Annotated in this window: 13 protein-coding genes and 1 pseudogene; 10 read left to right on the forward strand and 4 right to left on the reverse strand. The window is 55.0% G+C overall.

Features of this window, described 5'->3' with window-relative positions; translation table 11 throughout:
• The first annotated feature begins 200 nt into the window (after positions 1 to 200).
• On the forward strand, positions 201 to 1,031 hold the full coding sequence (locus B3729_RS16635) for a formyltransferase family protein (protein ID WP_167517177.1): 831 nt from the start codon (positions 201 to 203) through the stop codon (positions 1,029 to 1,031).
• Positions 1,032 to 1,123: 92 nt separating this feature from the next.
• Here B3729_RS16635 and B3729_RS16640 read toward each other — a convergent pair whose 3' ends face one another.
• Positions 1,124 to 2,041, reverse strand: a complete 918-nt coding sequence (locus tag B3729_RS16640; RefSeq protein WP_026003744.1) for a LysR substrate-binding domain-containing protein — start codon at positions 2,039 to 2,041, stop codon at positions 1,124 to 1,126.
• A 167-nt stretch (positions 2,042 to 2,208) separates the two neighbouring features.
• Between B3729_RS16640 and B3729_RS16645 the strand changes: the two genes are divergently transcribed.
• From B3729_RS16645 to B3729_RS16685, 9 genes and pseudogenes are all read left to right on the forward strand, one after another.
• Positions 2,209 to 2,958, forward strand: coding sequence for an SDR family NAD(P)-dependent oxidoreductase (locus B3729_RS16645; protein WP_019364260.1), 750 nt, complete (start codon positions 2,209 to 2,211; stop codon positions 2,956 to 2,958).
• 108 nt (positions 2,959 to 3,066) lie between these two features.
• Positions 3,067 to 4,365: an MFS transporter gene (locus tag B3729_RS16650; RefSeq protein ID WP_286788434.1), complete on the forward strand. Its 1,299-nt coding sequence runs from the start codon at positions 3,067 to 3,069 to the stop codon at positions 4,363 to 4,365.
• 21 nt (positions 4,366 to 4,386) lie between these two features.
• A complete protein-coding gene (locus tag B3729_RS16655) occupies positions 4,387 to 5,232 on the forward strand; it encodes a transketolase (RefSeq protein WP_286788435.1) in 846 nt (281 codons plus the stop codon).
• Positions 5,232 to 6,251 (forward strand): transketolase family protein, encoded by a 1,020-nt coding sequence (locus B3729_RS16660; protein ID WP_286788436.1) that lies wholly within the window; start codon positions 5,232 to 5,234, stop codon positions 6,249 to 6,251. Before B3729_RS16655 ends, B3729_RS16660 begins: the two co-directional genes overlap by 1 nt.
• A gap of 79 nt (positions 6,252 to 6,330) precedes the next feature.
• The gene (locus B3729_RS16665; protein WP_286788437.1) at positions 6,331 to 7,122 is read left to right on the forward strand and encodes an alpha/beta hydrolase; all 792 of its coding nucleotides are present in this window, start codon (positions 6,331 to 6,333) and stop codon (positions 7,120 to 7,122) included.
• Positions 7,123 to 7,128: 6 nt separating this feature from the next.
• Positions 7,129 to 7,278: a hypothetical protein gene (locus B3729_RS16670; RefSeq protein ID WP_286788438.1), complete on the forward strand. Its 150-nt coding sequence runs from the start codon at positions 7,129 to 7,131 to the stop codon at positions 7,276 to 7,278.
• Positions 7,279 to 7,530: 252 nt separating this feature from the next.
• Positions 7,531 to 7,827: pseudogene (locus tag B3729_RS16675) on the forward strand (methyl-accepting chemotaxis protein); the annotation flags it as partial.
• A gap of 27 nt (positions 7,828 to 7,854) precedes the next feature.
• Positions 7,855 to 8,193: a hypothetical protein gene (locus B3729_RS16680; protein WP_286788440.1), complete on the forward strand. Its 339-nt coding sequence runs from the start codon at positions 7,855 to 7,857 to the stop codon at positions 8,191 to 8,193.
• A 101-nt stretch (positions 8,194 to 8,294) separates the two neighbouring features.
• Complete coding sequence (locus tag B3729_RS16685; protein ID WP_286788441.1) at positions 8,295 to 9,359, forward strand: serine hydrolase domain-containing protein; 1,065 nt, start codon at positions 8,295 to 8,297, stop codon at positions 9,357 to 9,359.
• A 68-nt stretch (positions 9,360 to 9,427) separates the two neighbouring features.
• Here B3729_RS16685 and B3729_RS16690 read toward each other — a convergent pair whose 3' ends face one another.
• The 3 genes from B3729_RS16690 to B3729_RS16700 form a co-directional block, all read right to left on the reverse strand.
• Complete coding sequence (locus B3729_RS16690) at positions 9,428 to 10,801, reverse strand: GntP family permease (protein WP_286788442.1); 1,374 nt, start codon at positions 10,799 to 10,801, stop codon at positions 9,428 to 9,430.
• Positions 10,802 to 10,997: 196 nt separating this feature from the next.
• Positions 10,998 to 11,531 (reverse strand): gluconokinase, encoded by a 534-nt coding sequence (locus B3729_RS16695; RefSeq protein ID WP_219652195.1) that lies wholly within the window; start codon positions 11,529 to 11,531, stop codon positions 10,998 to 11,000.
• A 246-nt stretch (positions 11,532 to 11,777) separates the two neighbouring features.
• On the reverse strand, positions 11,778 to 12,512 hold the full coding sequence (locus B3729_RS16700) for an SDR family NAD(P)-dependent oxidoreductase (RefSeq protein WP_286788443.1): 735 nt from the start codon (positions 12,510 to 12,512) through the stop codon (positions 11,778 to 11,780).
• Positions 12,513 to 12,579: the final 67 nt, after the last annotated feature.

Here is a 12,579-nt window from a genome sequence, read left to right on the forward strand (position 1 = left end):
TCTTTTTCAGAACTTCCTTAATTATGAGAAATGGCTTGAAAATATTCCGGGTGAAAAAAGTTAAACGTCCGTTTTAATATATAAATAATTAATCCTTTTATTATCCAGGTATTAATGCCTTTACAGCGCTTGTTGTATATCGGTACAGTCACTTGTTTTAAAAATGCCAGCATATGGGCATGGCGATCAGGCAAGTACTTATGACGTATAAGATGGTTTTTTTGGGCAGTAATGCCGCTGTTCTAGATTATTTTTGTTGCAGTCAAGATTTTGAGGTTGTGGGTGTCATTTGCGAAAGTCAGCTTTTGAATGACGACCTTCTAACCTGTACCGTTCTAAGAAATATTCCACTCAGCGTAGCTTCTTCCCATAAGGACATCGAAACGGCCCTGGCAGGTGTTAATGACATTGACTTCTGCGTCATTTGTTATTTCAGTCGGATCATCAAGCCCAATCTGTTAAGCAGGTTCACCTTCTTCAATATTCACACGAGCTACCTGCCAACCTATAAGGGAAAGCACCCACTCTTTCATGCCATCGCGGCGGGAGAGAAGGAGATCGGTATATCGCTGCACAAGGTTACGGTGGCCGTTGATGAAGGCGCGATCATCTCCAGAGAAAAGGTCGCTTTTTATTATTGGATGAGCGAAAAGGATCTGTTGCAGGCACTCTTTGCGAAGACACCTGTGCTTATGGGTGACCTTGTTCGTTATCTGAACGGTGAGTTGGAGCCCATTCAAAACAGCGAGGGCTCTTACTATCCGCCCTTCGCGGCAGCCTCCATCATCATCAACGAAAGCATGCCTGCATCAGACATCCTTAATCTCTCAAGAAGTCAGGCGTGCTACGCCGGTGTCCGTCTGGCGTACGGCAGTCAGTGGTTCAGGATTCGAACAATTACGGTTTCCCAGATGAGTTCCCTGGGTGATCATGAAGTTTTTGGGCGTCTGCTCATAAACGGGCAGCAACCTATCGGTATGCAGATCGATCACACCTACTGTCTTAAATTCGCAGGTGTCACTGCCGAATAGCAGTTGTTGCACATGCCTGCATCGGGCCGCCTATAGTGGCTGCCGGCGGCCTGTTCTCCAGTGGTGTAGGCGGATTTCATAACCCCGCTTATCTAGTAGCTGAAGTCATGACCAAGCTCCTGTTGCAGCCAAGCGAGAAAGCGCCTAACACGAGGAAAGTCCGAGTGGCTGCGGGGAAATACCAGATGGTGTGCGCTGACCGGGCTACAGAATTCAGCACCAAATACCGAGACGAGCTTGCCCTGTTCCAGATATTCACGTGCCAGCAGGGTGCTTTCCAGTGCGAAACCCAATCCATGGCTGGCCGCTTCGAGTGTCATGTAGGAACGGTCAAAGCTTAGTGAAAACGGAGCCTCGGGAAGTGAAAGACCTTGTTGGGCAAACCATTGAGGCCATTGGACCAGGGTTGCCTCAGACAGAATCAGATTGCATGTCAGCAAATCGTGAGGAGCCGCTATCGGCTGTTTCTGCAGCAGTGCTGGAGAAGCCATGACGGCTACATGCTCATGGCGAATCGTTCGTACTTCGAGCGTATTCCAGTTGGGTACGCCGTGGCGGATATCCAGATCGACCTTGTCCCGGCTGAAATGTAGCGCCTCGTAGGAGCATGACAGGTTGATCTGTATGTCAGGATGGCTGGCTTGAAAGGCTTCGAGGCGAGGCAGTAACCAAAGCAGGCCGAAGCTAGGTGAGGAGTGCAGGCGCAGGCAATCCTGACTGAGATCACTGCTGGCCCGTTGGGTGGCTGTTGCAAGCGTATCGAGGACTCCAGATACGTCCCTCAGGTATTGCTCGCCACAGGGCGTTAGCGTCACGCCTTTGGCTGTCCGCCGAAACAACGGACGGCCAATTAACGTTTCCAGATTGGCGATCTGATGACTGACCGCGGAAGGCGTTAGATCCAGTTGTTCGGCCGCCCTAGCAACGTTACCCAGGCGCGCTGCCATTTCAAAGGCTTGGATGGCCTTAAAGGGCGGAAGCGATAATAGGCGATTTCCTTCGCTGGGCATTATGTCTGTTCCCTCCTGTGAATACTGAAGCGTGCCAACGCTATATGCTGAATTTTTTTCAGCATAGAGTGACTTTTTCAGGATTGCCAGCGCACTGCGAACCAAGGAATCTGCACATAACGGCCCGCCTTGAGCCGAATCCATAAAAATAATTCAGGAGCAGTCCTATGCTACTCGAAGGCAAGATCGCCATTATCACCGGTGCAGCTTCAGAACGCGGTATCGGCAGAGCTACTGCTAGAACCTTTGCTGAGCACGGTGCCCGCGTCGTTATTCTCGATCTGGATGAGGCCGCCTCGGCTGCTGCGGCGGCGTCCCTGGGTACCGAACACTTGGGGCTTGCCGCTAACGTAGCGAATGAAGCTCAGGTCAAGCATGCGGTAGCCAAAGTGCTGGAGCAGTATGGTCGTATCGATATTCTGATAAACAATGCCGGTATTACTCAGCCTCTCAAGACATTGGATATCCAGCGTCAGGACTACGACAAGGTGCTGGACGTTAGCCTGCGCGGTACGCTCCTAATGTCCCAGGCGGTTATTCCTGCCATGCGCCAGCAAAAGTCCGGCAGTATCGTGTGCCTGTCATCCGTCTCGGCCCAGCGCGGCGGCGGTATTTTTGGCGGTCCGCATTACAGCGCTGCCAAGGCAGGGGTGCTGGGTCTGGCCAAGGCGATGGCGCGTGAACTAGGACCAGACAACGTACGCGTCAACTCCATTACGCCCGGGCTTATCCAAACCGACATTACGGGTGGTCTGATGCATGACGAGCGCCGTCACGCCATCATCGAAGGCATTCCGCTGGGTCGTCTGGGCGAAGCCAAGGATGTCGCCAATGCTGCGTTGTTCCTGGCCAGCGATCTCTCCGGTTACCTGACCGGCACCACACTGGATGTGAATGGCGGGATGCTAATTCACTGACGTTTCAAGGACGAGCCTGCGGGTGGCTCGTCCCTCGTGCTGCCTCTGACGTTCCGGCGAGTCTCTGAAAACTCGTCCGGCCACTATAAGAACAAGAGATCAGACACCATGACGACACTTACCCTCGACGCGGTTGCGACCGCGCGTTCAAACGCCTATCGCAAGACAGCCTGGCGGTTGATGCCTTTTCTAATGCTCTGCTATCTCTGCGCCTACCTGGATCGGGTGAACGTCGGGTTTGCCAAGCTCCAGATGATGAATGACCTGGCCTTGAGCGAGGCGGTCTATGGGCTGGGCGCTGGGATGTTTTTCATCGGTTACTTCCTGTGCGAAGTCCCAAGCAACATCATTTTGCACAGGGTGGGTGCCCGGCGCTGGATCGCCCGGATCATGATTACCTGGGGCATCATCTCAGCCCTGTTTGCCTTTGTCGAAACGGCATGGCAGTTCTATGTGCTTCGCTTCTTGCTGGGCATTGCCGAGGCAGGGCTAGCTCCGGGCCTGCTGCTTTACCTCACGTATTGGTTCCCGTCCTACCGCCGCGCCAAGATGACGGTACTGTGGTTTATCGCCATCCCATTGTCCGGCATGGTAGGCGGCCCGCTGTCCGGCTGGATCATGGAGCGTTTCGCCGGCGTGCACGGTTGGGCCGGTTGGCAGTGGATGTTTCTGATCGAAGCCGTTCCTACCGTTGTGGTCGGTTTGATGGTACTGAGTTACCTGAAGGATGGCGTCAAGGATGCCCATTGGCTGGATGACGATGAAAAGAAACTGATCAGCAGCGAACTGGCTGAAGATGAGCAGCATAAGGTCACCCATGCCTCGGCAGGTGCGTTTATCCGTGATCGTCGGCTCTGGCTGTTGGCATCCATCTACTTTTGTGTGGTGATGGGCCAGTATGCAATCACGTTCTGGCTACCTACCCTGGTACGCAACGCCGGTATCGCTGACCCCTTGCATATCGGCCTGCTGACAAGTTTGCCGTACTGCTGCGCCATTGTGGCGATGCTGCTGGCCGGCCGAAGCGGGGATCGACATCGTGAGCGTCGTTGGCATCTGGCTGTTCCCATGGTGGCCGGTGCGACAGGTCTGACACTCGCCGCGATGCTGGGTGGTCATATCAGCGCCTCCATCCTGAGCCTTTGCCTCGCTGCTGCCGGTATTCTCTCTGCCTCCTCACTGTTCTGGATGCTGCCTACCAATCTGCTGGGTGGTGTTTCGGCTGCTGCCGGCATTGCCGCCGTCAATAGCTTCGCCAACCTGGCGGGCTTCTGCTCACCTTATCTGATCGGCTGGATCACCACGTCCACAGGCTCCAGTGCGATTGGCATGTATCTCATTACCGGTGTGCTGGCATTCGGGGCCCTGTTGGTCTTCCGTATCCCTGCTGCCTTGGTCAATCGTTGAGTTCAAGCAAGGAGTCATACCATGCAAACACAATCTGCTCCGACAGGCGCGCCCGATCTCGCGGAGCGCGCCTACAACATTCGCCGCCATGCCTTACGCATGGGGCAGGTGCAGGGTCAGGGCTATATCGGTCAGGCATTGGGGGCAGCCGATCTGCTCGCCGCGTCTTACTTCCATGCAATGCGTTATCAGCCGGAAAACCCCGAGTGGGAAGGGCGTGACCGTTTCTACCTGTCTATCGGTCATTACGCCATTGCGCTTTACGCCGCACTGATCGAGGCGGGCATCGTTCCCCTTGATGAACTGGAAACCTATGGTACCGATGACAGCCGTCTGCCGATGTCCGGCATGGCTGCCTACACCCCCGGTATGGAAATCACAGGCGGCTCTCTGGGACATGGCTTAGGGATTGCCGTAGGGGCGTGCCTGGGCCTCAAGCGCAAGCACTCCGAGGCGTTTGTTTACAACCTGCTTTCTGATGGCGAACTAAATGAGGGCTCTACCTGGGAGGCAGCAATGTCGGCGTCCCACTGGAAGCTCGATAACCTGATTGCCGTGATCGATGTAAACAACCAACAAGCCGACGGGCGTTCCAGTGAGATCCTAGCGTTCGAGCCGATTGTCGATCGCTGGCAGGCCTTCGGCTGGTACACGCAGCGGGTGGACGGTAACGATCTCGGTGCGTTGGTAACAGCGTTCGATAATGCCAGGCAACACTCCGGCCCCCAGCCTCGCGTCATCATTTGCGACACACGCATGGGTAAGGGCGTGCCGTTCCTGGAAACACGTGACAAGACCCATTTCATTCGGGTGGACGAGGATGAATGGGAAAAAGCCCTGGAAGCCCTTGAAGTCGGGAGAGTCTGATGAATACGCCAACCTCTGCAACTGTAACGGCCGAACCGGCCAAGAAGCGCCTGACTACATCGGCCATGATCGCATCCATTGCCAGCGAGGGCCAACCCACACGCCCAGCCCCCTTTGGTCATGCATTGGCGGCGTTGGCCGAGCAACGCAAGGACATCGTCGGACTCTCGGCTGACCTTGCGAAGTACACGGATCTGCATATCTTTGCCAAGGCGCATCCAGATCGTTTCTATCAGATGGGCATGGCTGAGCAGCTTCTGATGAGCGCCGCTGCAGGAATGGCCCGTGAGGGTTTCACGCCATTCGCGACCACCTATGCCGTATTCGCCTCCCGCCGCGCGTATGATTTCATCTGCATGGCCATCGCCGAGGAAAATCTCAACGTCAAGATCGTATGTGCCTTGCCAGGGCTCACTACAGGTTATGGCCCGAGCCATCAGGCCACCGATGACCTGGCGATCTTCCGCGCCATGCCCAACCTGATGGTTATCGACCCGTGTGACGCATTGGAGATTGAGCAGGCTGTACCCGCTATCGCAGCCCATAATGGCCCGGTATATATGCGTTTGCTGCGTGGCAATGTACCGATCGTGCTGGATCGATTCGACTATAAGTTTGAAATCGGCAAGGCCAAGACGCTCTGTCCAGGCAAGGATGTGTTGATCATCTCGACAGGACTCATGACCATGCGTGCAGTAGAGGCGGCTGATCAGCTCCGTGCAGACGGTATCGACGCGTCCATCCTTCATGTACCAACGATCAAGCCACTCGATGAACAGACTATCCTGGCGGAGGCCCGAAAGCCGGGGCGGCTTGTGGTAACAGTGGAAAACCATTCCATCATGGGCGGTCTGGGGGAGGCGGTCGCCAGCCTGCTCCTACGCAACGGTGTGACGCCGACGTTCAGGCAGATCGCGCTGCCGGATGCGTTTCTCGATGCTGGCGCGCTGCCCACTCTGCATGATCGCTACGGGATTTCCACCCAAGCGGTCGCAGCGCAGATCAAGGGTTGGCTGTAGTTGAAGCGACAAGGTGCGGATCACTGATCCTTACCTTGTCATTCTGTCTTCCTGCAATCCCTGACCAATATGCTCCCTTATGAAGACTCATGCTTTAGTTGATCCTGACTATCTGGCCTATGCCCAGCCACCCGGTGAGCCGTGGACCCAAGAAGCGCTACCCGCGATTCGCGATCGCCTGCGAGCCGGTTACTCGAGCCCAGCGTTTCGCGGTTATGACCCAGTTGCCATTCCAGGTCCGAGTCTAGGCATCAGTCTTCAGCTATGTGTTTATCGACCTGAATCCAAGCTGCACACTAACCGACCGGCCATTTTGTACCTGCATGGAGGTGGTTTCGTCGTTGGCGACACGGCCATGGTTGACGATTACCTGACTGAGCTTGCCCAAACATTGGGTGCAGTGGTCGTTGGCGTTGATTATCGCCTTGCGCCTGAAACGCCGTTTCCTGGGCCGCTGGAGGACTGTTATGCCGGTCTGGAATGGCTTTTCAAGCAAGCCGATATACTCCAGATCGACAGGCATCGAGTATTAGTGATGGGGCATAGTGCTGGCGGAGGACTTGCCGCTGCACTGGCGCTCCTGGCACGCGACAGAGGCCGTTATCCTCTCGCTGGGCAGGTGTTGATCTATCCTATGTTGGACTACCGAACCGGTACGGATGAGGCACCTCTGTTGAATTCGAGTACGGGAGAATTCTACTGGACGCCAGAAGATAACCAGTTTGCCTGGAAATGCATGCAAGGCGCATATGAACTAAGCGCCAGCCAGATGAGTTACTTCTCGCCCGCATTGGCTGATGACCTGTCCGGTCTGCCGACTACGTTCATGGCAGTAGGCGCGCTGGATCTTTTCCTCGAAGAAGACGTGTAGTACGGTATGCGGCTTTCGCGTGCAGGTGTGCCACTGGAGCTTCATGTTTACCTGGGCGTATTCCATGGGTTTGACCGTTTTCCTGGCCAGCGTTCCGACACCTGCCGTGCCGACATAAGTGCCGCGCTCAAACGCATGTTGAAGGTATCTCTTTAATTACAGTTACCACAGCCGACCCTGTCGGCTGTGGTAATCAAGAGGCTGCGTCTGAATCTAGGACCGGCCTCCGAAGAAGAATAGCAATGAGCGATTTGCCGATCATTGATGCACACCATCATCTGTAAGATCTGGATGAGCATTACTATCCCTGTCTCCACGAGGGCGTAAAACCAAGCACGCAATCGACTCAGGTTGAACAGATGACCGCTGCGGTCAACGAAATGACGAAGGTGGGTGAGGTTGCAGACTATGGAGCCTCCGCAGCCCAAGCAACAGGCACAGGTAGAGCAGGGTAATACGCTGATCGTCAATGCAGGCAAGGCGGTTCAGGCATTGGTTAGGACTATGGAACAAGCCACCAATACGGTACAGATGGTATCTACCAACAGTGCAGATATCGAGAAAATCGTGGCCGTCATTAAGTCAGTGCCTGAGCAGACCAACTTGCTGGCACTCAATGCGGCAATCGAGGCAGCACGGGCGGGAGAACATGGACGAGGCTTTGCAGTGGTAGCCGATGAGGTACGTTCACTCGCCCCGCGTACTTAGGAATCCACCCGCGAAATTGAAAGCATGATTGCAACCCTACAGGAAGGCACGGCTACCGCTGCCAAGGAAATGCAGTTAAGCCGAAGCATGGCGCGTGACACCGAGGTGCTGACAACGGATGCTGTTGCCGCGCTTCAAGGTATAAGCCGTGAGGTAGGCGCAATCAACAGCATGAACACTCAGATTGCCTCAGCGTCTGCACAGCAGAGCGTGGTGGCAGAAGAGGTAAGCACCAATATCAACCGTATTCATGGGGCAAGCCTGGAAACCTCAAAAGGCTCACAACATATCGCAGATGCCAGTCGTCAGCTTGCTGGCCTGGCAAGTCAGCTAGCGGATCGAGTCGGCGTCTTCCAAGTGTAATTTAGGTGACTGGATGGTTCAGGCTTCACAAGATTTTCTACTCTCATATAACGTCTGAATGAAATGCTACGTAACGAGTTGAAGGGCATGTTTGTCCGTCAATGACGGTCGGATTTGTCATTCAGGTCAGTGTGGTTCTGGTCATGCCTCCGATCCTTCCGCTTGTTCGGCGTTTGGCACGTTTCAGGTCTATGGGGCTTATTGTCTTGTGCTGGGTGTCTATCCGCGCCTCTGCCAATCCCAACTTGTCCCAGGTACTGGATGGTGCTCAAGCCCTTGGGCAGCTGGAAACGGTGATTGTCAGCCACGATGGGCAGGTGATGGCTGAGCGCGGTTATCGAGGGCACCGCACAACTACACCCACCAATATCAAATCTGCCTCCAAGCTGGTGGTATCAGCGCTGATCGGTATCGCCATTGACAAAGGGATTCTCAAAGGGACTGATCAAACAATCGCTCCGCTGTTGTCAGAAGACCTTCCAGCAAAACCAGATTTGCGGCTGAAGGACATTACGATTGGCAATCTCCTGTCCATGCAGGCGGGACTGGCGTCTACCTCAGGGCCGAACTATGGTGCCTGGGTTGCTAGCAGAAACTGGGTGAAAGCTGCCCTGGCGCGTCCTTTTGAAAACGACCCTGGTGGTCCCATGATCTACTCCACCGGCTCAACTCACCTGCTTTCGGCTATTTTGACCCGACAAACCGGGCGCTCGACCTTGCAACTGGCCCAACTCTGGCTGAAACCTCTTGATGGTTTTGCCATTACCAGCTGGATTCGCGATCCGCAGGGTATCTATATCGGTGGTAACGAAATGGCCATGAGTCCACGATCATTGCTGGCATTTGGCGAACTGTACCGGAGGAAGGGTGTAACCCAGGACGGTAGCCGTCTGATCTCATCCCGTTGGGTAGAAGAATCCTGGCAGGTTCGTACCTACTCACGCTATACCGGGGATGGTTATGGATATGGCTGGTTTGTTACGCGAATCGCTAACCAGGAGGTGTATTACGGCTGGGGATTCGGTGGGCAGATGCTGTATATCGTGCCCCGCCAGAAGCTGACGGTCGTCATGACCTCAGATGGTAGCGCCTCGGCTGCGCGCTCAGGGCATCGGGACGACTTGCACCGCTTGTTGGGCAGCATTATCGAGATTTACGCGCAGTAAGGCTTTACGACAAGACTGGGATAGTCTTCCGGACAGGTGGTTGCTTACCTGTCCGGTTTTACGCTCTGTCAGAGTATCAGGCTGCCTATCCAGGCCAGCACGAAAGCGATAGTACCAATGAGCGTTTCCATCACGGTCCAGGTCTTGAGCGTGGTTTTTTCGTCCATATCAAGGAAGCGACCCACCAGCCAGAAGCCAGAGTCGTTTACATGGGAGAGCACAGTAGCGCCGCCGGCAATCGCCACGACGATAAAGCACAGATCGAACTGGCTCAGTCCACCGGTTGCGGCTACGGTCGGTGCCATGAGCGCGGCTGCGGTTGTGAGGGCAACGGTTGCCGAACCTTGGGCTACCCGTAGCGCCGCCGAAATCACAAAGGCCGCAACGATTACCGGAAGTCCGGTATCTGCCAGCATTTGAGACAGTGCGTCGCCAATGCCACTTGTACGCAACACACCACCAAACATGCCACCTGCGCCCGTCACCAGTACGATGGAGCAGATAGGGCCGAGTGCGCCGTCACATACTTTTTCCAGATGCTTGCGGCTGTGTCGACCGCTAAAGACGATCAATGCAAAGAGCACGGTGATCAGCAAGGCTACTGGCGTCTTGCCCAGCATCCGCAGGAACTGGACCCATGTACTTTTGCCATCGACTGTACCCATAACGCTCAAGGTATTCAGGCCGGTATCCAGAAAGATCAGGATCAAGGGCAACAACAGGATAGCAAGTACGGTAGAGAAGCGGGGCGGGATAACTGTCGTATCACGGTCAGCATCGGTCAAAAAGCTTGCTGGAATACCAACATGAAATTTCTTGCCCGACCACAGGCCGAACAGATAAGCGCCAAAATACCATGTAGGCAGCGCGATGATGGCTCCAACGATAACCAGCAAACCGATGTTTGCACCCAGAAGTTCTGCGGCAGCAACCGGGCCTGGGTGCGGCGGAACCAGCGCATGCATGGCGGCGAATGCACCGGCCGCCGGTAATGCATAGCTCAGCGTAGAGCCGCCCAGACGCTTGGCCACACTGAAGATGATCGGCAGCATCACGATCAGCCCCGCATCAAAGAAGATGGGAAAGCCGAAAAGCAGCGATGCTACGCCAAGTGCGAAGGGCGCACGGTGTTCACCGAAGCGATTGATCAGGGTGTCGGAGAGAACCTGGGCACCGCCTGTAATCTCCAGAAGACGTCCAATCATGGCGCCCAAGCCAACCAGCAATGCCACCGAGGCAAGGGTATTACCAAAGCCGGTCAATAGTGTCGGGACTACCTTGTCAAAAGGGATCTGCGTCGCGAGTGCCGTCAGGATACTTACCAGCACAAGCGCCAGAAAAGCATGGACCTTGAATCGCATAATCAGGAGGAGCAACAGAATTACAGCGCCTGCTGCTATGAGGAGCAATATACTGGCGCTGAGCGCAGTAGGTTCAGTCATGGTGGGCCACTTTCTATTGTTGTTGGTCGTTAGCGAAAGCCATACATGTGTGCGCCTGACGCCTGAGGACTACCAGAGCGTCAACACCCTCGCTGCAACATGCAGTGAGGGTGAGGTAAGGAGCAAAGCCATACATGCGGACATGTCGCCTCACATGTTATTGTTATAGATGAAGCGTTAACGGGAGTCCGGCCGATCAGGCGCTTTTAACAGCCGCAAACGTATCGTTCCACCAGTCGGACGCCTGCTGGCTGATCACCTCGATGGGCAGTGTCGCGTCCACAACGAGGGTCGCGTCTTCCTGAAGAGGCGGCTCCAGCGCTGCAAACTGGCTATCCACCAGGCTTGCAGGCATGAAATGCCCAGGCCGGTTGGCAACACGCACGGCTGCGTCTTCACGGGTAAGATTCAGAAATACAAAGCCCAAGCCTGGAACGGCGGAACGGAGCTTGTCACGGTACTTCTGTTTGAGGGCGGAACAGGTGAGAACGGGCTTGATACCTGCGTTTACGGCATCAGCCATTTCCTGACCCAGGCGAGTCAGCCAGTCGGCGCGGTCTTCATCGGTGAGCGGAATGCCAGCACTCATCTTGGCGATGTTTGCAGCAGGATGAAACTGGTCACCTTCGATCAGGACGCCACCGCTGCGTTGAGCAATGGCCTCACCAATGCAACTCTTGCCGCAACCAGCCACGCCCATCACAACCAGAGCAGGGATATACGTATTCATAGGATTCTCCAGCCGAAGATAGCGCTATCTTTACTTAAAAAATCTGAATAGATAGCGGCTTCGTATGTTGTAGCTCTTGTTTGCCAGATGATGCATCTCGAAAACAATGACGATTAACTGCTTTAATTTTCGAGATAGCGCTAACTTAAGCATACCGCCCGGACTTGGCAAGCGCTTTTAGTGCCTAGGCCCCGCCAAAAACGTGGCGGGGTAAAGGCTGACGCCTGCTGAAGGATGAGTTGTTCGTTACCGTTTTGGGCTCATAAGGCCAGCGGTCTCAGCACCGTCAACGGTGAGCGTAGCGCCATTGATATAGCTTGATGCAGGCGACAGCAGCCAGTAGATCGCTTCGGCTACCTCTTGGGGCGAGCCCAGGCGGCTTGCGGGTATCCGTGAGGTAAGCGCAGCAAGATGAGCGGCGTCCTGAATAACCTTGTCCATCATGCGCGTAGCGATCTGCCCAGGGCACACCGCGTTGAAGCGCACCTCTGAGCCATATTCCAACGCCAGCGCCTGGGTGAGTCCCAGCAGAGCGGCCTTGGTTGCACAGTATGCTGCAAGTCCTTGTTCACCCGTCTTGCCTGCAATGGAAGACACTGTAACGACCGCGCCATGTGCTGCCCGCAGGCCCGGAAGCGCATGTTTGATGTAGAAAAACACCGAGCGCGTGTTTACCGCGAAAAGATGATCCCAGGTGTCCTGAGTCATCGTGGCGAACTCACCACGGCTGGACATGCCGGCACTGTTGACCAGGCCGGACAGTCGGCCCTCTCCCAATGTCATTGCATGCGATACGACCTTTTGGCAGTCCTGCTCACTTAAGACATCGCCTGCCACGAAAACTGCTGTCTTCAGCCGTGTCTGCAGGGCTTGCCCTGCATTTTCGTCCCGGCCGGTAAAAACGACCTGATGCCCTTCAGCAACCAGTTTTTCAACCACCGCCGCGCCAATGCCCTGGGTGCCACCCGTTACGATAAACATGGTTTGCTCTCTACGTGGTTTCAGGGCGTGCCTGTTCTTAATCAAGTAAAGCGGGGAATCTCTAACG

It is taken from the genome of Pseudomonas sp. UBA3149 (genome assembly GCF_002364655.1).
Lineage (GTDB): Bacteria > Pseudomonadota > Gammaproteobacteria > Pseudomonadales > Pseudomonadaceae > Chryseomonas > Chryseomonas luteola.